Genomic DNA, 20174 nt, shown 5'->3' with positions numbered 1-20174 from the left:
ATGCCGCTTTTCATAAATTCCTAAAAGGACTGATCAAATGACGACTCTCGATCCCATCATTATCGACCAACTCGATGGCTTACTCACAGGCGAAACCAACCCTATTACCGCACTCGCTAATGCCAGCGCGTTGCTAAACGATAGCATGACCGACCTCAACTGGGCAGGTTTCTACCTTTTTAATACCAAAACCGGTCAACTCGACCTTGGACCCTTCCAAGGCAAAGTTGCCTGCATGCACATTCAGCCAGGCAAAGGCGTTGTCGGCACCAGCTTCCAGCAACAATCTGTCATCCGCGTTGCGAACGTTCACGAATTTGCCGGCCACATTGCTTGCGATTCCGCCAGCAATGCCGAAATCGTGGTTCCTATCAATGTTGACGGTAAAACAGTTGCCATCATGGACATCGATTCGCCAAAATTCGATCGGTTTAGCGAAGAAGACGAAAAGATCCTGACGCAATTCGGGCAGACACTGGCCGCACACCTTGACACTGCCGCGTTAAACACGGTATACTAGCTCGCGTGTAAAATAATGCAGCAGCGGCCGGCATGGTCGGCTCCAGTCCTGCCTCGGCGTTAAGCCGGTGACAGTAGTAACCGCGGCTGCAAAGGTGAACCCTTGCAGGACTGCCCGTGTGCTAAAGCCGCAATTCGTTATTTTACTCCAAATAAAAACTTGGAGGAATATCTATATGTCTCGTTATACTGGTCCTCGCTGGAAGCAAAGCCGTCGTCTCGGCTTGTCCCTTTCCGGCACTGGTAAAGAATTAGCTCGTCGTCCTTATGCACCTGGTGATCATGGTGCCAACAACCGTCGGAAGATCTCCGAATACGGTCAGCAATTGCGTGAAAAGCAAAAGCTACGTTGGATGTACGGCTTAAACGAACGTCAATTCCAGAACCTGTTCCTGCGCGCCGGCAAGATCAAAGAAGGTACCCATGGTGATAACTTCATAATCCTGCTCGAAACCCGCTTGGACAACGTGGTTTTCCGCTTAGGTCTGGCTTCCAGCCGTCCGCAAGCACGCCAACTTGTTAACCACGGTCACATCACCGTTGATGGCAAGCGCGTTGATATTCCTTCCTACGAAGTACAGCCTGGTCAAGTGATCGGTCTTCGCGAACGCTCACAAAACCTCGCCATCGTCAATGACGCCATCGAGAACACCGTTTCCCGTCCGGCTTACGTCACCTTTGACGACAACAAGAAGGAAGGCTCCCTCGTTCGCTTACCAGAACGTGGCGAACTCGAACCAGAAGTTGACGAATCACTGGTTGTTGAATACTATAACCAGAAACTTTAATACTTCAAATGTTGCAACCAACTTATTCTGTGAGTTGGTTGTTTTTTAATCGCATCGAACACTTCAAAAATTAAAAAGACCAAATCAGGAATTCTCAAAATCCTGATTTGGTCTTTTCCGTTTTATGGTCATAACGTTGATCGATTTCAGTCATCCGTCTTTGTTTTACGGGCGGCGAACCAAGTTAATACACCAAAGATGATCAACCCTAGTATCATGAATGCCGCCAACCCGATCCGTCCTGGTGTGCTTTTGAGCAGAAAAGGTTGCCATGCTGGGATGCGTGTGGCTATGCCAATCGCCGCCATGATCGCAATAAATGGCACAAATGGCAGCCACATTGTTTTATCGTCTTGCCGCCAATAAACCAACCCCAGTACGATCACCAAAATGCCAATCAACACCATGCCGCTGATTCCCGACAAATCAAGTTGCCACGGTGTTTTAACGAAAATTGGTAAGATAAAGCCTGGCGCAACAAGCACACTGCATGCCAGCCAAAGGGAAAAAATCCTTAACTTGCCCCATTGCTGACTATTCTTATAGGTTGTGTGTCCGACATACTTAACAATCGCAATGGCCACAAAGGTAAAATAGACGCCAACTATGAGGTCATCTCCAATATCCCAAGGCTGATTTGCAACCATTAAATTGGGAATGGTTGTGATCAAAAAATAGCCAATCAGGACATAAGCGATCATTTTAAACGAATTGAACCAGCCAATCGGAACTTCAGCTAAAATGTCATCGGCAGTTTCTTGTGGTTGTTTGCCAAAATAATCAACAGCTTCTATGCCATCTTTCTGTGCCGCCAAGATATCTGTCAAAATAGTCAGCAATTCCTGCTCAATGGTCTTGCTGTCTTTTAATACCGATTTTGTCCGCATATATAGCAATAAATCTTCGTAATACTTCTTATTTGTCGGTGTCAGTTGCGACCGTAGCTTATTATTTTCCTCAATGAGCTGGTTTTCCTTGGTCGTCATGGCTCATGCCCTCCTCTGCGGCTAATAATTGGGTAACATGCTGTGATAATTGGTGCCATTGCTGGATAAAATCGTGACGCGCAACCATACCGTCCGAAGTAACTTGATAATACTTACGCGGGGGACCGTCCGGTGATGAACGTAACCGGCTGGTGATCAGCCCCTTTTTCTCCAAAGCCATGAGCAGTGGGTAAATGGTGCCTTTGGAAATTTCGGCAAAGCCATACTTTTCCAGTTCTTGGCTTAAAGTATAGCCATAGTATTCTCCACGGCTTAGTATGATCAAGACGCAACCTTGTAAGATGCCTTTGAGCATTTGTGTGTGCAAATCCTGGGCCATCTTTTTTCCTTTCTCTGCTAGTAGGTAATGCCATCTAGTTCCTGCACATAATATACGCTAGGTCGGCCTAACATGCAATACATAATGCCTAAAAACACAATGTCCGCAAAAAGCCAGCCCGACTCTTCCAAGTCAAGCTGGCTTTCTGGCAATATTGTGTTCACAAGAGCCTTACTTTAAAAAGTACCCGAAAACCGGGCATGGTCTCGGGTATTTTAGGATTAAAGTGCAGACATTGGGTCAATCCTCAATGTCAGTGGTCGACCCAAAGCATTGGCAAGTTTTGTCAACGTTTCAATCGTGGTATTGCTTCCGTTCTCGATCCGGACAATCGTTGTCTTGGGAACGCCAGATTTCTCCGCTAGTTTGGCTTGAGTCAGACCTGCTTCTTCACGGGCTTCCAACAAAGCCAGTGCGCTTGCCATCTTATTCTTTTCCGGGGCGTAAGTTTGCCTGAAAGAAGAATCCTTCACTATTTTGGTAAAATAATCATCGAGATCAACTGTATGTTCCATCGTAAATTCGTGCAAGTCTTTGCCCATCCGTCGCCTTCCTCCCTTGCAATCACGTTGACAAGTGATAAACTAATTCGACATCTTTTTTGATTAAACAAGCTTTCGGCGATCTGTCATGCCAAAAAAAGAGGCGCAAGCATGAATACAGCTAATTTCCATTTCACTCTAGTAACAAAGAAAGATCTTCTTGAACTTCAAGCTATGTATCGCGACGCTTTTCTACCAATGTACAAAAAATATCACGATGATGAGACAGATCCTTATTTAGAAAGGCTAGAATCATTAAACAAAAAATGGCTGCAACCGTTCAGCAAATTTTACTTCTTTGAGAAGGAAAAACAGCGACTGGAGATGATTCGTGTTATCACATCCAGCACCGGTAATGACGCACGAATTTCACCTCTGTTAATACTGCCTAAATACCAGGGTCATGGTTATGCTCAACTGATGCTAGAACAAATTGAACAGTTGTATCCAACCGTCCACAGGTGGCATTTAGACACAATCGCTGAAGAACCGAAACTTACCCATTTATATCAAAAAATGGGGTACATTCAAGATGCTGATCGTTACGTGCAGATTTTACCGGGTATGCATATCGTATTTTTTACGTAAATTGCAAGAACAAGTTAGCCAGTCGTTGAGGACAATCCCAGAACAGGCCGTTATCAAATAGAAGTTGTGGCGCTAGAGAGACTACTGGGCCATGCGGCGAACGCGCCGAGCTTCGGCCTCAAAGTTTTGCTGGGGTGTGCAGTAGCCCTGTTGTTTGCGAGGCAACTGATTCAAGCGGTCTTGCGTGGCCTGCACTTGACTAGGGCTAATGTCATCTAGGGACATGCCCTTAGGGAAGTCCTGGCGGATCATCCGGTTATGTGCCTCGTTGGTGCCACGGTCGCAGGACGTGTAAGGATGGGCGTAGAAGATCTCAGTTTCCGTCCCAGCAAAAGCAGTATTTAAGGCGGTGAACTCGGGTCCGTTGTCGGCTGTGATGGTCTTGATGCAAGCTCCCCATTCGCGCTTGATTCCACGCAATGCATAGCTCACAGAGTCTGCATCTCGTCCTTCGATCAAGCGGAGAAGTTGGCAACGGGTCTTGCGCTCAATCAGAGTCAAGATGACGCTCTCCTTGCCATTGCGTTTACCGACAATGGTATCCATCTCCCAGTGACCGAACTGCCTGCGTCGTTCAACGACCTTAGGCCGTTCCTCGATACTGCGGCCAGCCAGGCGCTTAGCCTTGGTGTGGTGCTGGTGAGAGGTCTTCCGCTTAGTCTTCTCCAACAGGTCGATATTTCGAATCTCTAGGCGTTGGTCGTCAATGTACTGGTACAAAGTCGAGGCACAAACAAGCTCTTCAGGAGTAAACAGCTTGTGTCGCTTGGCATAGCCGATTGAAGCATCCGGCGACCATTTGTCCTGCTTAGCTCGCTGTACGTACCAGGCTAAGAAGACCTGTACGCTGGCGAACTTGTCAGGACGATGGCAGCTCAAGCGTGCAGTCTCGTAACGTGCCTGAGCAGCCTCTGGCAGGTATTGTCGATGGTAGACGCGCTTGCCATTACTCTTCTTGACCTGATCTACTGTACCTCGCTTGATTTCATTATTAATGGTCTGCGGGCAGACGCCAATTTCAGCAGCAATCCAACGATTGGACTTCCCAGCTTGGCGGAATCCGGCCACTTTTCCGCGCTCGAGTGATGTTAAGTGCTGACCTTTTTGGCGGTGTGTGCTATCCTGTTTCTGCATCAAGACAATATCCTCTTCCATTGTTTGGGTAGGAACTTCAATGATACAGGATATCTGTTCTTGATGTTTTTTATTGTCCAAAAAATTTTGAGACAGTGGCTAACTTGATTCTAAAATGCGCGATCGTATTTTTTACAAAAACTCGCCATTAAAATTAACCAACAGAAGCGGTTGTCATTATCCCCTGCCCGCAACGTCAACTTTTAACCGTGAAGATAGCACTAACAAAGCCAGCCCGACTCTCCCAAGTCAAGCTGGCTTTGTTAGACAATTCTTTTAAACTCACGCCTTACCATGCTCCCGGTACGTATACGTCAAGAAATAAAATGGCACCGCGATCACGAGCGCGCCTAGGCCAATGACAAGCTGGCTGACCTGTACCTGAACTAGCAACCACAGGCTAACCAAGATCGCCACTGCCGGAATAACCGGACCTAAAGGCAAATGGAAGGTGCTGCTTTTGTCTTTGGTTTTGGTATGGGCAAACACGATGACGGCCAAACAAGTTGGGATGTATTGGGCAAATCGCGAGACCGCGCTGATTTGAGCTAAGTAGCCAAATGTGCCGGAGTAGGCAATGATCAGGGTGATAGTAGCGGAGACAATGATGGCAACGTATGGCGAGTTCACGCGATTACGTTTGGCCAGCAGTTGCGGCATCATGTGGTTTTCCGCAAGTGCCACACCGGACCGTGGGGTGATGAAGGAGCTGGCGACCAACAGCCCGCCAGTTGATAGCAATGTCCCAGCCGCAACTAGAGCATTACCGAAGCCACCTGCCACTTTGGCAAAGGCCGTTTGAATCGGTGTGTCGGTGTTCGCCAAGGCACTGCCTAAAATGCCCGTGCTGACAACCTGAATCAGAATATAAAAGAGTGCCACCACTGTCATGACCGTGGCCACTGCTTTAGGCAGGTTACGCTTGGCATTTTTCATGTCACCTGCCGCAACCACGAGGCCTTCAAATCCGGTGAACGCGTAAAACATAACAACTGCGGCTTGGCCGAAGCTGCCGGATTTGTAACTGCCGCCGGGGAATAATGGCGTGAAGTTGCTGCCTTTAATAAAGAAAATGCCAATCGCAACGAATAACACCAGCGGGACCAATTTGGAAACACTAATAATATTGTTGACGACGGTCGAAACCCGAACCCCAGCAATGTTCATCAGGGCTAGCCCGATGACCATGACCGAAATAACCGCGTCTTTAATCACGGGTTGGTTCAGTGACGGAAACGTGCCGACCAAGGCGGTGGTAAAGGCAACTGCCATCGTGGCTTCGGCAATAATGCGAATCGCCCAAGTCACAAAGCCAACTTCAAAGCCGACAAAATCGCCAAACGCATCTTTAGCATATAAGTATGGGCCGCCATCCCGATCAAAATAAGTAGCTGCCTGCGCAAAACAAAGCGCAATCGTAATCACGAGCAATGCATCAAACAACAACACGAAAATGCTGGCAGAACCCATTAATTTGGCTGCCTGATTTGGTAAAAGAAAAATGCCGGAACCAATGATGCCATTGATGCCAAGTAAAATCATACTCCAGTAGCCCATTTGCTCTTTTTTCACGATGCTATTATTCATGAGCCTCACCTCCTGCACGTTTCACAATGTCGCTAAATAATGGTAATTGGTCAGGAAAACTCGGCCACATGTTCTCCGGGTGCCACTGAACCCCGAGAATCAAATCAGAATCTTTGCTTTCCACTGCTTCAACCACGCCATCAGGAGCCTGCGCGGTTACCTTCAAATCCGGCGCGACCTCTTTGACCGCTTGATGGTGACGGGAATTCACATAGCTGCTCGTGCCCATCAATGACGCTAAATGCGAACCGGGCGTAATCGCAACATGATGCGTTGGCCACTGTCCCGGCGCGGCTTGTGAATGGCGAATCGTGGCTTCAGGATTTTGACTCGGCAAGTCTTGATACAGCGTTCCGTCTAATGCCACATTTAAAATTTGAATACCACGACAAATGGCAAAAATCGGTTTCTGTGCTTTTAAAGTCGCCTTGATCAAGGCAATTTCAAACCGATCCTTTTGATAAATCGCGCGTCCCATGGCTTGAATAGGTTCTTCATGATAAAACGTCGGGTCAACATCCGGTCCGCCTGGCAAAACCAATCCGTCGAAAACAGCCACATACTGTTGTGCTAATGCTTCGGAAGCAGCATCATCTTCCGGATAAGGCAAAATCAAGGGCGCACCGCCAACTTTCACAATGGCGTTTTTAATCATATTGGGCGCCATGTCTGCGTAATTTAGATTAATGACAGGCGAAGGCGCGACCATTGAATCACCTGTAAGTGCGATAATCGGTCGCATTCTATCAGCTCCTTGTATTTTAGATATTCTTGTATTTTAATCTTTATATAATTATTTTCAACCAAGAATTTAATATAAGGCAGAAAATTCTTTTTGACTTGTACTGTATAAAATAACAGACCTTTTCTGTGCCGGTATCCTTCTAGTTCTACAAAATCGGCCAAATGTGCATTCATTTCAAAGTCGGGTTATGTTTAGCCAATTTTTTTGGTTAGCTACGAAAAAACGGATTGTCATCTCCATTCTCAGGGATGACAATCCGTTCATCTAACTTGTCTAATTTACAAATACTAAAAGCTGTCCATCATGATTGATTATTTCTCAGGGCCGACCATTGATAACTGAATGCGTTCCCGAGCCAAGTCCACCGATTCGATCCAAACTTCCACAATATCGCCAATAGCCACAACGGTTTTCGGATCGCGAACGAATCTACGGGCCATTTTGGAGACATGGACCAAGCCGTCGTGTTTCACCCCAATGTCGACAAAAGCGCCAAAATCAACAACATTGCGCACGGTTCCCTCCAGCTTCATCCCCGGCTTCAGATCCGCCATGGTTAAGACATCTTTGCGTAAAATCGGTGCCGCCATGTTGTCCCGCAAATCTCGGCCCGGATTCTGCAAGCTGGCGACAATATCTTTAAGTGTTTCGGCACCGACGCCTTCATTAACGAATGGTGCTAAGTCAACGTTGCTGACTTTGGCAACCGCTTGTTGATCGCCAAGGTCTGATTCGGATAAACCCGCTGCGGCTAAGATCTTTTTGGCAACAGGATAACTTTCTGGGTGAATGTCGGTGTTGTCCAGTGGCTGCTTACCGCCAATGATCCGCAAAAACCCGACAGATTGTTCAAACGATTTCGGCCCCAAGCGCGGTACTTTCTTCAGCTCAGTGCGACTGTTATAGCGACCGTTTTCATCCCGGTAGTGCACAATATTGAGCGCGATTGTTTTTGATAAACCGGAAATACGCGTCAACAGCTGGTAACTAGCGGTATTCAGGTTCACACCAACTCGGTTAACTGCGCGTTCAACGACTGCATCTACTTCATTAGCCAGCTCTTTACTCGGTAAATCATGTTGATACTGGCCAACACCGATTGACTCGGGATCAATTTTCACCAGTTCGGCAAGCGGATCCTGAAGCCGGCGGGCAATGCTGATCGCGCTACGCTGTTCAACCTGCAAATCAGGAAATTCATCACGCGCCTCCTGACTGGCAGAATAAACCGATGCCCCGGCTTCATTCACGATCACATAGTAAATATCGCGCTTAATCTGCTTGAGCGTTTTTGAAACAAACTGTTCGGATTCACGGCTCGCCGTTCCATTACCAATGGCGATCATGGTTACCTGGTACTTTTCAAGTAACGCAATCAACTCAGGCGCGGCTGCCTCGCGCTTCTTTTCCGGCGCCGGTTTGTGCGGATAGATGACCGCTTTATCGAGAAACTTGCCATTCTCATCAACCACCGCCAACTTACAACCGGTACGATAGGCAGGGTCAAAGCCAAGAACAACCTTGCCCTTAATCGGCGCCTGCATCAGCAAGTTGTACAGGTTCTGGCCGAATACTTTAATCGACTTTTCTTCAGCATCAACCGTTAACGTGCCGCGCACTTCCCGCTCAATAGCCGGGCCGACAAACCGCTTATAAGCATCCTGATAGGCGTCTTCAATGAATGCCGTTGCTTCGCTGTCAGGACGATTGTCGATGATTTTAAAGTGAAAATATTGCATAACCGAAGCCGGATCGACTTGCACCTTGACTGTCAGAATTTTTTCTTTTTCGCCGCGGTTAATGGCCAGGGTTCGGGTCGGAGTCATTTTTTTGATGGTTTCTTCAAAATCATAAAACTGCTGATAAACGCCTTTTTCGTCTAGTTCCTTGCCTTTGGTTTTAACCGTGGTGCGAATAATTCCGGTTCGCATCGTAAAATTGCGCACCCAGTTACGAATGGCCGCAATCTCGCTGAACGTTTCTGCCAGAATTTCGTGTGCTCCGTCCAAAACATCCTGCACTGACGTAATCTCTTTATCAGGATTAACATATTTCTGCGCTTCGTCATTCAAACTGCCAGTGGGAAACGACAGCAGCCAGCGCGCAAACGGTTCAAGCCCGCGCTCCTTAGCAATGGTTGCCTTGGTCTGCCGCTTCTGCTTGTATGGTAAGTAGATATCCTCGACGTCTTGAAGCTTCGTGCTGGCGTGAATCTGCCGCTCCAGTTCAGGCGTCAGTTTTCCCTGCTCGGCAATGCTTTTGATCACCGCCTCTTTGCGATCCTGCAAGGCCGTCACATGCTTGTACGCTTCCTCAATCGCCTGAATTTGCACTTCGTCGAGGCTGCCGGTCATTTCCTTTCGATAACGGGCAATAAACGGCACCGTATTGCCTTCTTGCATCAGGTTCAAAACGGCGCTGATCTGGTGATGGGTGATGTCGGTTAAACTCTGTTGCATTAACTGGACAGTTTGTTCTTCAATCAATTTAACGTTCCTCACAATTTCTACTTGGCTTCTTGTTGACTTAATAAGTACCATATTACCAAAATTGCGGATGTTTTTCTTTTAAGGATTCGTACTTTGACTGATTTTCGGCAAAAGATCAGTACTTGGTCGAGTTGCTTTCGGTCCGCAGCCACGCGTCATATTCATCGACATACCACTGATCAAATCCACGCCCGCTTTTGAGGTAAGTGTCCTTATTGGTTTTCATAATAAGCCCGATTAAGGCATTCTTCTCATCTGGTAACGGCGGTAATTTAGCGCGATTGTCGGTCAAGCTCTCGATAATCGATACTTTGGTCGGTCGTTGCAAGCCGTAGTCAATAACCTTAACCGCTGCATAGCCCTTTTTATACCGATGCACGCGCGCATTGAATTGAATAATCTCGCCTTTGGTTAAAAGTCCCAATTCGGCAAACTGTTTCGTATAATTGAGCCAAAGATGATCCGTGACCTCTTGATCGTCAAGCATAACGTGTTCAAACAAGATTGTTGGCAAAAAGCGCGTGTTGATTTTCCCGCGCATCGTCCGCTTCATCCCAATGCCGGCATAAGTTGCCTGAAACGTGAAGCGTTCATCAGACGCGCATTTTAGAATCAAGTTAGCCACTGTCTCAAAATTTTTTGGACAATAAAAAACATCAAGAACAGATATCCTGTATCATTGAAGTTCCTACACAAACAATGGAAGAGGATATTGTCTTGATGCAGAAACAGGATAGCACACACCGCCAAAAAGGTCAGCACTTAACATCACTCGAGCGCGGAAAAGTGGCCGGATTCCGCCAAGCTGGGAAGTCCAATCGTTGGATTGCTGCTGAAATTGGCGTCTGCCCGCAGACCATTAATAATGAAATCAAGCGAGGTACAGTAGATCAGGTCAAGAAGAGTAATGGCAAGCGCGTCTACCATCGACAATACCTGCCAGAGGCTGCTCAGGCTCGTTACGAGACTGCACGCTTGAGCTGCCATCGTCCTGACAAGTTCGCCAGCGTACAGGTCTTCTTAGCCTGGTACGTACAGCGAGCTAAGCAGGACAAATGGTCGCCGGATGCTTCAATCGGCTATGCCAAGCGACACAAGCTGTTTACTCCTGAAGAGCTTGTTTGTGCCTCGACTTTGTACCAGTACATTGACGACCAACGCCTAGAGATTCGAAATATCGACCTGTTGGAGAAGACTAAGCGGAAGACCTCTCACCAGCACCACACCAAGGCTAAGCGCCTGGCTGGCCGCAGTATCGAGGAACGGCCTAAGGTCGTTGAACGACGCAGGCAGTTCGGTCACTGGGAGATGGATACCATTGTCGGTAAACGCAATGGCAAGAAGAGCGTCATCTTGACTCTGATTGAGCGCAAGACCCGTTGCCAACTTCTCCGCTTGATCGAAGGACGAGATGCAGACTCTGTGAGCTATGCATTGCGTGGAATCAAGCGCGAATGGGGAGCTTGCATCAAGACCATCACAGCCGACAACGGACCCGAGTTCACCGCCTTAAATACTGCTTTTGCTGGGACGGAAACTGAGATCTTCTACGCCCATCCTTACACGTCCTGCGACCGTGGCACCAACGAGGCACATAACCGGATGATCCGCCAGGACTTCCCTAAGGGCATGTCCCTAGATGACATTAGCCCTAGTCAAGTGCAGGCCACGCAAGACCGCTTGAATCAGTTGCCTCGCAAACAACAGGGCTACTGCACACCCCAGCAAAACTTTGAGGCCGAAGCTCGGCGCGTTCGCCGCATGGCCCAGTAGTCTCTCTAGCGCCACAACTTCTATTTGATAACGGCCTGTTCTGGGATTGTCCTCAACGACTGGCTAACTTGTTCTTGCAATTTACGAGCGTTCATCAGAGCCTAATTTTTTAAGTTTTTTTCTAGTCATATGCTCCTCCCCCAATTTTAACCGACCATCATTTGTCAGCTTTTCTGTTAATAATAGATTTTGCCAAAAGCGCCATTTCTGCTAACCCTGAAGGCAAAAAAATTGGTTCAGACAATATAGGGAGTGACACAGTGTCACCTTCTATATTACCTGAACCGATTATCTGCAAAGATTATTATTTTTGAGAGAAAATTCTAATTCTTAGTCTTCAGCCACTGCCCAATCCGCTCCTCATAAATCCCCATCAGCTGCTCTTGCTCAATAAACTTCCCAAATAGCGTGATCGTTGTCATCTCGGCCTGATAGACAGGCGTCACGACCTTTAATTTCCTAGTACGATGTGGATCTTTTTTCCCCATATCGGCCAGCCAGATGCGAACATCTTTAGGTGTCTGTAAAGCCGCCACGTCTTTTGCAGCGGTCTGTTTTAGCAATCGCGCAAATTGATCGGCCATTTGAACGCCTTTACTGTCGAGATCGCCTAGATAGGCATAACACATGCCGCGGTCTTCGAGGCGTTGAATAAGCTGAACGTAAACATCATTGAAGTCATTGCCGGATTGCAAAATTAATGGCCAGTCCGGATGTTCCTGATGCAGCAACGCGAAGACGCCATTGTTTTCGATCACCACCGCCTGCGTGTTTTTCAACGGAAAGTCGAGCATTGGTTTGAGCTGCCAGGGATTCAATGTCAGCGGCTGAGGCAGGTCGGTCGCAAAAATATTAGCCGAGGTAAACGCCATTCCGATGAGGCGCGCCGTCAGTTCATTGACTTGGCCGTACTGAAAACAATGAGTCATGACCCAGCGATAATAGGCAAAAAGCGGCGGATCTTCGTGCGGATCGTTCAACGTATGAGCGGTTAATCCCAGCGTGACTGCCTGTTGTCCGCGAGGCGGCAAGGCTTTCCCGCGCGCAATTTGATCAAACACTCGATCTAGTTGTGCAGCTTTTTCCGGTGCCACTTGGCCTGTCTGACTCTCAAAAGCATCGCTGTAACGACTCATCCTTGCTATCCCCTCTCACCTAACTAATCCATGACTCAATCATTATCGGCATCCTTTTTCCAAATAAAGTTCTGCTGAACGCGATTTAAATGGAAGCGGCCGTCGCCTTGCTGCGGTGAGGCCATGACGTCCCACACAATGTTGTCGACGCCGTCTGCCAAAAGCTTGTTTTGCGCTCCGCTTGGCATGGTGGCAATAAAGCTGAAGCCAAAATTAACAATCGTTTTGGCAAAAGACTTAGCTGTTTCCGGATCGAGTTTATCGGCAAACTCGTCAAACATGACCAAATGCGGTGCATCGGCACGATTCGACCGTTGCAAAACCATTTTCGGCACCAGCAAGAGTGGTAACACCATCGCCTGCGCCTTTTCCGCGCCTGAACCGCCGGACTGGACAAATTTATCGTCCACTACTTCAAAATCGTTTTCACCGCTTTGACGCCGCCGAATCAATACCTCAAAATCAGACCATTCGCGCGTGTCAAGTAAGTCTCGCGCAGCAGCAAAGAACGCCTCATCGTCATTCGAAACCTCGGTGTCATTGGCAAGTTGGTCAAGGCGCTGTGTCACCAACGCTTTAAGGTGCGGTCGTTGTTGCCGCTGCGGATCACAGGCTTCTTCGATGGCTTCTGGTGCGATCCCCTTGATCGGCGTCAAGCGGACTTTCAATTTGATGTGTTGATGACCGGCCCCAGCCGCAAGAATCTGGTTGTAAGTCGTGATGACATTGTACTGTGCACTGATGGCAGCCGTTGCCGCCTGGACAAATGTCGTATAAGCCATGTCATTGCCGCTTTGTTCCTCAGCCAAGGCTTTCTCCACCGCAGCATGATCATCATCTAAAAGTTTCAATGCTTTGTTAACGTCAAACGCCACCACGGTCAAGTCATTGTCTGCGACTGAACGCTGTTGGCGCATCGCACTGGCTTCAGCAGGAAATCCGCGATCGGCAAAAAGTGCATCAAGCGCATTTTGATCCTCTCCGTGACCGTCATGGCGGTGAATCAGGCGACCAATCTGATCACTGATATCGGCATAACTGCTGCTGCGAATTTTAGCGCGATTACTTGTGGCAAACGCCAACAACCCGTCAATGTCAGTCAGGTGAACGTCCTCTGGAAAATAGGGCATCAACGTTTTAAGTTTCCCTGCAGCATCTGCCGACTCTTTGGCTAAATGCGTCGTGTCTGCTTTAATCGTACCAGTCAAAGTATTGATGACACCTTGTCTGGTGGCGATTTCGGTTTCCACGCTTTGCAACTGTTGGGTTAACTTTCTTTGCTTGGTAGCTGCCGCGGCCAAACGTTTCGGTAATTCCGGATCAATTTTCAATGCCGTTTTTTCGGCCTTCAGCCGCGCGATGATTTGCGCCAACTCGTCCTCGTCAAAGTCGGGATCAAAGAAGTCTAACCAAGTATCAAGGTTGCTTTGCTGGGCTTTTTGCTCGCTTTCATTAGTAGTTAACAGCGATTGTATGCGAAGCAAAGTCTGCACCAGTGGTTTGAGCTGTTTACGCAGATCCTTCAACTGGGACAAAATAGTTGGATCTTTCAAAATCACAGTCAAATCCGGCTGTTTTTTCAGAATCGCTGACTGTTGGTCACGCAAAGGCTGATATTGCGTGTTCATTTGTGCCGCGCCGGCTTCATGAATGCTACGGTTATCTTCCTGCAGGCCATCATGAACCCGGCCGCTACCAAAACCCTGCACTCGTGTATCAATGGCGCTTCCCATTTTCGCTTGCATCTGCTTGGTAATACCGACATCGGCGCTAAGGCGGTTGATCGTCTCCTCAAGTCCATCGTACTGAACCTTTGCCGATGAAACTTGATGAATGTAATGGCCCAACTCCGCTTCAATATCCTGCCAATCATCAGCCTGCATCACCTGGGAAAAGTTGTTCAAAGTGCTGGTCAAGGCAAGCAATTTGACTCTGATTGGGGAAAGATGGGTTTGAATATGATCAGCCAGCTGTTGTTTAATTCGGTCATGTTTAATGGTCAAAGTTGTCAGCTGTTGCTGCAATGCTGCGACTTTTTCCTGTGTCTCCCGATAACGATCCAATTCGGCCTGGCTGGTTTTAATCTGTTGTTCGTATTGCGCCCGGCGCTTAATCAGCTGATCCTGCTCGGCTTTTTCGTTACGCAATTGCTCAACCTGCTCCGTTATCTCCGTTACCGCTTGATTTAAATCAGCCAGTTGTGCGGAATAAGCCTGTACTTCCTGCTGAGTATGGGTCAATTTTTCCTGGTTGGCGGCATTTCGGGCAAACCGCTGGCTATACGGTGCCAATAAAATCTCTTGAAGATGATTCAGGTTATGCCAAAAGATCCGCGACTTCATTTGCTTCAATCGCCGCTGGCCTTCGCTGATTCGTTTTAACAGTCCACGATACGTATTCACCTGCCGCTGACTATCAGCAACCCGGCGAATCACCATATCATCAATACCTTCCTGGGCATCTTTTAACGCCGCAAGAATCGGTGCAAACTTTTCATTGCCAGAAGTCAACGTCGGTGAGGCTAATAGACGATAAGCATTTGCTAGACGGCCTAGTACTTTGCCGTCGCTGAAGCCATAAATCCGCGTTGCCGCAAATTCTCGATAATCTTCCGGCCGATCAAACACATGCAGTTGATCACTCAACGCGGCGTTCGCAGCTTTGAATTGATTTTTATCGAGACTTTTCCCTTCATCATCCGTTGTGTGAAGCTCCAGCGCACCAGTGGGATTCGGCGCGATGACAATAAACCACCAAGTTGGCTTACGCGGATCATCTTGCACCCGCGTCGCACCAAGACCTAAGATAACTTGACGCTGATCCGAGCGCATCAAAACGTAACTATAACCTGTCCGCACTTTCATGGCGCCCGGACCCCAGCCGAGCAACATTGATTCAAAAGTCCGCGTATCCCGACTGCTATTGCGGACACTCGCACTCTGCGAAACCTTCTCCGTGTTCTTAGCCGGGTTAAACGATGGCGTCGTAATGGCACCATCAATCAGCATTGGAAAGAAACAGTTGGCAAGCGTTGTTTTGCCGACCGCATTTTCGCCGATCAAGGTCAGATTGCCATTTTCAGCTGCTTGCATGTCCAACTTGGCGTACTTATTAAAATTACGCAAATGATAACTGACTGGCACTAATTGTTGCGTCAAGATTTAGCTCCTTCTTTGCTTTCTTCATCCTGCGTCACCGCAAACCGCGCCACAATCGGCGTTGGCACCCAATAATCGTCCTTAGCACGCATTAAGTCATTTTCAAGTAAGGCGGCCTTTACCTGACTTGGTTGAATCGTGAAGCCTGGAAAAAGTTCGGCAGTCACGGTTTTGATTAAGCCAGTCAAGTCATCGGCGGCCACGCCCAACCCCAGTTGATGGGCGACAACTAACGCAGCGAGGTAAGGCTTGGCAACGCTGGGCTGCCGCTGTTGATCCAACAATAGCGCATACTGATCCCCGACTTCCAAAACGAACCGCCCGCCTTGAGTCCATTGTTCCGCAATAGCTTCTTTATGGGCAACAAGGACAGGCCAAAGTTGCGGCGTAGTTTTGGGACTCATGAATTGTTCCGTCAACAACACCCGATTGACTTTTTGAACATCGCTCAAAACCGGCTCGGCTTGCTCACTGGTCAAATAGTCGACCAGATTTTGGGAAAATTCGTTAAAGTTGGGATGAATCTCCCAGCAATCATCGATTTCGGCAGGAACATTTTCTGCCCCTTCCTCAAGTCGATCCGGTGTGAACAACCCAAACCGCTTCACAAACAGTGCATCAATGCAGCGCAGTAATTCGCGTTCATCAAGCTCGGTCACTTCGCTGTGCACCTGACGGACGATTTTTTGCGTGGGAATGGCGCGGTCCTCCAAATTGCTCTGTAATTCCGGCTCGTTGATAATCGTTTTAACCGTTGCCAAAAGCACATGCACGACTTCTGAAGAAAGTTCTTCCTTATCGATCATGAAGAAAAGATTTTCTTGAAAATTCTCCGGCGTTGCACCGAACATATTTTTAAAATAGTAACTAAGCCGTTGCTGTACGGACGGCTTTTTGAGTTCACTAATGGCAGCGCGACTGATTTGGGTCGCAGCGGGTAATGGCGTTGTGGTAAACACGCCATGATCCAGCAGTTCATTGATGACAAGCTGGTCTAACTTGGTAATTCTGGCCATAAGTGTCCTCCTCAAGCAAACGTAAATTTAAAACCGCACGGCAACACGACCGCATAATCTTCTCCGGCCACCTGCAATTGTAATGGCGGCGTGTCTGGCAAAGCATTCACCGCTTTGGCTGGACGACCGAACGGGGCAAAGCCATTCAGATCTTCGTGATAAGTCGCTGCAAACAACTTGATAATCTCATCCCGTGCCGTGACAGTCTGCAACGTCAAATCGTGATCCACCCGACCGTGACGATCATCCACCATCAACGTTTGGCGAAATTCGCGTAACCCAGCCATCTGCGCCTGTTCGGTGGGTGCATCATCGGTGACATCCGGATTATCAGTCTCGCTGGCTGGCTGCTTGCGGGTCGGATTCGCTAAGTAGCTGACCGGTCCCATTGTTGAGGCATCAAGCAAATCGCTGGGATCTTCCACCTCGCGATCCGCCGGCAAGTGCCGTGGCACCTGCGCCGGAATGTGAAGTTGTTGATAGTGTGCCAGCAAGCCATCTAACTTTTTGGAAAGCGCCTTGATGTCAATTGTTTGGCGCTTGGCATGTTCAAACTCCTGACTTAACAAGTGAACAATGCCCAATAAGGTGTTAAACACTAAATAAATCGAATCCAGACTACTGTCAATCGCCGTGGAAGTCGGACTCATACTGAGTGCTAATCTGGTCATCTGCGCCTGCGCCCATTGTTTGGTCCGCTGCAGCCGCATCACTAACGCTTCTTGACGGCCAACCGCCCGAGCAGCATCAAGATCATCACTGCCTTGTTGGGAATGGGCAATCTGATCGGCAAAAGCCGCATCATTTGCTAAACCTTGAATACGTGACGCCTGATTCAGCATCTGCTGATAAGCGGGAATTGCCTTGTGACGCAACATCTGCTGCAAGTGGCTCGCCGCCTGACTGCCGTGATTGAAGGCAATATCATTGGCTAATTCATCAAGGTCATCCTCAAGTTTATGGATACCTTTCATGACATCATCGTATGCATTCAGCATGTTTTGAAAATCGTTGTAAAGCTGCGTGTCAGCGCCTGAACGTACCGGTACACTCAGTTTTGCCACCAAATCGACATATTCCTGAATCCGATTTGTGTTAGCAGTAATCGTTATTTCAGCGTCAATGACTTTTTGCATCATTTTCAAATATTCAATGCCGCTGCTGGTAATCCGATAAACATAGGAATGAACAATATGGTAGCTGCCATTGTGCATGCGGGCACGCACTTTTCGCGGATTCATCTCGACCAAACCGGCTTGCATGACCAGCACATCAAGCACTTTCTTCAAAACATCATCAGCAATCGGCGTTTCGCCGCCGCTTGTGTCCAGATAATCATTGTTATATTTTCGTGCCAGGTAACTTAACGTAACGGGTTCACTACTACTGCCGGCATCACGGTAAAGAATCGTCAACACGAACCACCCGGCAAGCGGATGATGCACGCTCAAACCTAATTGAGTTGCCAATAATAACTGCCGCAAAGGTGCTGATAAGGCTGCTGCCATAAGATGGTCCCTTTCTATGTCCATACCACTGTCTGATGCCTTCCATTATACAAGAAGAATGCCTCGCACAATAGCGCCCACATTCAGCATGCTGTCAGCCTTTTCGCAAAACATGACATTTGTCACACCACATTCATGACATTCGCGACTACTACCCAATCCCCCGACCACGTAGTATTAGTAGTGGAGGTGGACAACATGACCACAATCATTCAAACAGAACATCTAAAATTCAACTATGACAAGAAACAGGTTTTAAAAGACATTAACTTAACCGTCCATGCCGGTGAAATCATCGGTTTGATCGGTGTCAACGGCGCTGGTAAAACAACACTGCTAAACATTTTGCTAGGGTTTTATCGGGAAAAGGCGCCGTCAGCGTTTTTGACAAAAAACCCGGTGATCCCAATAGCAAGGCCCGAATTGGCTCGATGCTTCAAGGCGACATGATCATCCCCGGCATTACTGTCGGCGATATGTTAAAACTTGCCGCTGAACAGACTGAACATGCGCTTGACCCAGACAGCTTGCTTGCCGATCTGAACCTGACGCAACTCAAGACCCAGCGTCTCGGTAATCTCTCCGGCGGCCAACTGCGCCGTGTCACCTTTGCCGTTGCGTTAATCGGCCAACCTGATCTGCTGTTCCTAGACGAACCGACTGTCGGCATGGACGCGAATGCCCGAAAAGCTTTTTGGGATCAAGTTGAACAACTGCGACAACAAGGCAAAACCATCGTTATCACTAGTCACTACCTCGAAGAAATTCAGCAAATTGCCGATCGCTTATTGATCTTGCAAAATGGCCGCTTTACGTTCGATGGCACCTTACAACAGCTTCAAAAACAACATCTGGGCGCCACAATTACTTGTGAAACTGATCTGCAACCGGCCATTTTTAGCGGACTGGCTGATGTCGACCACGTCCACAGCATGGGTGACAAACTGGTCATTCACAGCCGCAACGGTGATCAGACGCTGAAAGCACTCGTGCCGATGCTCAATCGACTGCATCAAATCAGCTTGAATCGCGAATCACTTGAAGACATTTTCCTACAATTAACCAAACAGGAGGTCACACAATCATGAAAACATTCTTAGCTCAAGTGGCCTTTGACGGCAAGCGCCTGGTGCTCCGCAACTTTTCGTTTATTTTCCTTGCGCTCTTGATGCCAGCAGGATTCTATCTACTTTATACCAAAGCCATGATCAGTGGCTCTGCTGTGGCAATCAAACAATTTAACATTAGTTATATGGATCAAATGATTGTTTTTAGTATTCTCCTCGAAGCACTCTTCAGCATTGCGTCCATCTTGAAACGCGATCGCGACAAAGGATTCACGACATTTTTAAGATTATCGCCAAAAGGCATGGTTCCCTATTACGTCTCAATCACTTTCTGGATGCTGATGATGAGCCTTCTTTCGGTGATTGTCTTAGGCGGCATTGCGATTGGCGTTAACAATGTCAGCCTTGATGCTGGTCAGTGGTTAGGCTTCCTTGGCATTATTTTAATCGGTCAATTACCTATCCTGATGATTGGCATTGCGTTGTCCCATATCCGGCGCGAAGAAATGCTCAGCTTGGCCAGTAATTTACTCACTTTTCCCATGGCCATTATCAGCGGCTTATGGTGGCCCATCAGCCTGCTACCGAAGTGGTTACAAACCATCGGCAAGGAGACGCCGACTTACTTCGTGAATAATCTCTTAAATCAGGTGACCTCACGTGCTACAGTAGACTTAACAAATCTAGTTGGGATTGCCGTCTGGTTTGTGCTCGGGAGTTTGCTAGTGGTTGTCAAGACAAAACATGAGCAACAGAAGGGCGTGGCTTTGGGTGAAGCATAATCTTCGGTCATGGTTG

Annotated in this window: 17 protein-coding genes and 1 pseudogene; 6 read left to right on the top strand and 12 right to left on the bottom strand. The window is 48.0% G+C overall.

From position 1 onward, the window contains the following. Positions 1 to 37 precede the first annotated feature (37 nt). Together LBCZ_RS05785 and rpsD are read left to right on the top strand one after the other, a co-directional pair. Entirely contained in the window at positions 38 to 520 is a 483-nt protein-coding gene (locus LBCZ_RS05785; protein ID WP_025013882.1) for a GAF domain-containing protein, read from the top strand. A gap of 175 nt (positions 521 to 695) precedes the next feature. Continuing rightward, complete coding sequence (rpsD, locus tag LBCZ_RS05780; RefSeq protein WP_025013881.1) at positions 696 to 1307, top strand: 30S ribosomal protein S4; 612 nt, start codon at positions 696 to 698, stop codon at positions 1305 to 1307. A gap of 146 nt (positions 1308 to 1453) precedes the next feature. On the opposite strand, the gene LBCZ_RS05775 is transcribed toward rpsD, so the two are convergent. The 3 genes from LBCZ_RS05775 to LBCZ_RS05765 form a co-directional block, all read right to left on the bottom strand. Beyond that, positions 1454 to 2293: a DUF1129 domain-containing protein gene (locus LBCZ_RS05775; protein ID WP_025013880.1), complete on the bottom strand. Its 840-nt coding sequence runs from the start codon at positions 2291 to 2293 to the stop codon at positions 1454 to 1456. Next, positions 2265 to 2633: a PadR family transcriptional regulator gene (locus tag LBCZ_RS05770; protein ID WP_025013879.1), complete on the bottom strand. Its 369-nt coding sequence runs from the start codon at positions 2631 to 2633 to the stop codon at positions 2265 to 2267. The genes LBCZ_RS05775 and LBCZ_RS05770 overlap by 29 nt, the downstream gene beginning before the upstream one ends. Before the next feature lie 221 nt (positions 2634 to 2854). Continuing rightward, a complete protein-coding gene (locus tag LBCZ_RS05765) occupies positions 2855 to 3175 on the bottom strand; it encodes a helix-turn-helix transcriptional regulator (RefSeq protein ID WP_025013878.1) in 321 nt (106 codons plus the stop codon). A gap of 111 nt (positions 3176 to 3286) precedes the next feature. Here LBCZ_RS05765 and LBCZ_RS05760 point away from each other — a divergent pair, with 111 nt between their 5' ends. Further along, the gene (locus tag LBCZ_RS05760) at positions 3287 to 3763 is read left to right on the top strand and encodes a GNAT family N-acetyltransferase (RefSeq protein ID WP_032959127.1); all 477 of its coding nucleotides are present in this window, start codon (positions 3287 to 3289) and stop codon (positions 3761 to 3763) included. 81 nt (positions 3764 to 3844) lie between these two features. Here LBCZ_RS05760 and LBCZ_RS05755 read toward each other — a convergent pair whose 3' ends face one another. The 5 genes from LBCZ_RS05755 to LBCZ_RS05735 form a co-directional block, all read right to left on the bottom strand. Beyond that, positions 3845 to 4897, bottom strand: a complete 1053-nt coding sequence (locus LBCZ_RS05755) for an IS30 family transposase (protein ID WP_010620018.1) — start codon at positions 4895 to 4897, stop codon at positions 3845 to 3847. A 282-nt stretch (positions 4898 to 5179) separates the two neighbouring features. Continuing rightward, positions 5180 to 6484: an APC family permease gene (locus LBCZ_RS05750; RefSeq protein ID WP_041084719.1), complete on the bottom strand. Its 1305-nt coding sequence runs from the start codon at positions 6482 to 6484 to the stop codon at positions 5180 to 5182. Then, entirely contained in the window at positions 6477 to 7226 is a 750-nt protein-coding gene (locus LBCZ_RS05745; protein WP_025013915.1) for a gamma-glutamyl-gamma-aminobutyrate hydrolase family protein, read from the bottom strand. Before LBCZ_RS05745 ends, LBCZ_RS05750 begins: the two co-directional genes overlap by 8 nt. Before the next feature lie 314 nt (positions 7227 to 7540). Further along, complete coding sequence (locus tag LBCZ_RS05740; protein ID WP_039638934.1) at positions 7541 to 9715, bottom strand: Tex family protein; 2175 nt, start codon at positions 9713 to 9715, stop codon at positions 7541 to 7543. Positions 9716 to 9833: 118 nt separating this feature from the next. Further along, positions 9834 to 10343 (bottom strand): hypothetical protein, encoded by a 510-nt coding sequence (locus LBCZ_RS05735; RefSeq protein ID WP_039638933.1) that lies wholly within the window; start codon positions 10341 to 10343, stop codon positions 9834 to 9836. 95 nt (positions 10344 to 10438) lie between these two features. Between LBCZ_RS05735 and LBCZ_RS05730 the strand changes: the two genes are divergently transcribed. Continuing rightward, positions 10439 to 11491, top strand: a complete 1053-nt coding sequence (locus tag LBCZ_RS05730; RefSeq protein ID WP_041084718.1) for an IS30 family transposase — start codon at positions 10439 to 10441, stop codon at positions 11489 to 11491. Between the two features lie 323 nt (positions 11492 to 11814). Here the strand turns inward: LBCZ_RS05730 and LBCZ_RS05725 are convergent, their stop codons facing one another. The 4 genes from LBCZ_RS05725 to LBCZ_RS05710 are packed head-to-tail and all read right to left on the bottom strand — an operon-like array spanning position 11815 to position 18309. Further along, the gene (locus LBCZ_RS05725; protein WP_025012595.1) at positions 11815 to 12627 is read right to left on the bottom strand and encodes a DUF2399 domain-containing protein; all 813 of its coding nucleotides are present in this window, start codon (positions 12625 to 12627) and stop codon (positions 11815 to 11817) included. Positions 12628 to 12662: 35 nt separating this feature from the next. Continuing rightward, positions 12663 to 15785: an SbcC/MukB-like Walker B domain-containing protein gene (locus LBCZ_RS05720; RefSeq protein WP_039638932.1), complete on the bottom strand. Its 3123-nt coding sequence runs from the start codon at positions 15783 to 15785 to the stop codon at positions 12663 to 12665. Beyond that, positions 15782 to 16801, bottom strand: coding sequence for a hypothetical protein (locus LBCZ_RS05715; RefSeq protein ID WP_039638930.1), 1020 nt, complete (start codon positions 16799 to 16801; stop codon positions 15782 to 15784). The genes LBCZ_RS05720 and LBCZ_RS05715 overlap by 4 nt, the downstream gene beginning before the upstream one ends. A gap of 11 nt (positions 16802 to 16812) precedes the next feature. After that, complete coding sequence (locus tag LBCZ_RS05710) at positions 16813 to 18309, bottom strand: hypothetical protein (protein ID WP_025012596.1); 1497 nt, start codon at positions 18307 to 18309, stop codon at positions 16813 to 16815. Between the two features lie 198 nt (positions 18310 to 18507). On the opposite strand from LBCZ_RS05710, the pseudogene LBCZ_RS16575 reads away from it, so the two are divergent. Beyond that, positions 18508 to 19397, top strand: a pseudogene (locus LBCZ_RS16575) (ABC transporter ATP-binding protein). Then, the gene (locus LBCZ_RS05700) at positions 19394 to 20158 is read left to right on the top strand and encodes an ABC transporter permease (protein ID WP_039638928.1); all 765 of its coding nucleotides are present in this window, start codon (positions 19394 to 19396) and stop codon (positions 20156 to 20158) included. Before LBCZ_RS16575 ends, LBCZ_RS05700 begins: the two are co-directional and overlap by 4 nt. The last annotated feature ends 16 nt before the right edge of the window (positions 20159 to 20174 follow it).

The organism is Lacticaseibacillus casei DSM 20011 = JCM 1134 = ATCC 393 (assembly GCF_000829055.1).
Lineage (GTDB): Bacteria > Bacillota > Bacilli > Lactobacillales > Lactobacillaceae > Lacticaseibacillus > Lacticaseibacillus casei.
The sequence above is the reverse complement of the archived record's forward strand: the minus strand, read 5'-3'. Positions and strand labels throughout refer to the sequence as shown.

Bases quoted from the DNA above. Each gene is read 5' to 3' on its own strand.
- LBCZ_RS05785 (WP_025013882.1), top strand. From the start codon at position 38: ATGACGACTCTCGATCCCATCATTATCGACCAACTCGATGGCTTACTC.
- rpsD (WP_025013881.1), top strand. From the start codon at position 696: ATGTCTCGTTATACTGGTCCTCGCTGGAAGCAAAGCCGTCGTCTCGGC.
- LBCZ_RS05775 (WP_025013880.1), bottom strand. From the start codon at position 2,293: ATGACGACCAAGGAAAACCAGCTCATTGAGGAAAATAATAAGCTACGG.
- LBCZ_RS05770 (WP_025013879.1), bottom strand. From the start codon at position 2,633: ATGGCCCAGGATTTGCACACACAAATGCTCAAAGGCATCTTACAAGGT.
- LBCZ_RS05765 (WP_025013878.1), bottom strand. From the start codon at position 3,175: ATGGGCAAAGACTTGCACGAATTTACGATGGAACATACAGTTGATCTC.
- LBCZ_RS05760 (WP_032959127.1), top strand. From the start codon at position 3,287: ATGAATACAGCTAATTTCCATTTCACTCTAGTAACAAAGAAAGATCTT.
- LBCZ_RS05755 (WP_010620018.1), bottom strand. From the start codon at position 4,897: ATGCAGAAACAGGATAGCACACACCGCCAAAAAGGTCAGCACTTAACA.
- LBCZ_RS05750 (WP_041084719.1), bottom strand. From the start codon at position 6,484: ATGAATAATAGCATCGTGAAAAAAGAGCAAATGGGCTACTGGAGTATG.
- LBCZ_RS05745 (WP_025013915.1), bottom strand. From the start codon at position 7,226: ATGCGACCGATTATCGCACTTACAGGTGATTCAATGGTCGCGCCTTCG.
- LBCZ_RS05730 (WP_041084718.1), top strand. From the start codon at position 10,439: ATGCAGAAACAGGATAGCACACACCGCCAAAAAGGTCAGCACTTAACA.
- LBCZ_RS05725 (WP_025012595.1), bottom strand. From the start codon at position 12,627: ATGAGTCGTTACAGCGATGCTTTTGAGAGTCAGACAGGCCAAGTGGCA.
- LBCZ_RS05715 (WP_039638930.1), bottom strand. From the start codon at position 16,801: ATGGCCAGAATTACCAAGTTAGACCAGCTTGTCATCAATGAACTGCTG.
- LBCZ_RS05710 (WP_025012596.1), bottom strand. From the start codon at position 18,309: ATGGCAGCAGCCTTATCAGCACCTTTGCGGCAGTTATTATTGGCAACT.
- LBCZ_RS05700 (WP_039638928.1), top strand. From the start codon at position 19,394: ATGAAAACATTCTTAGCTCAAGTGGCCTTTGACGGCAAGCGCCTGGTG.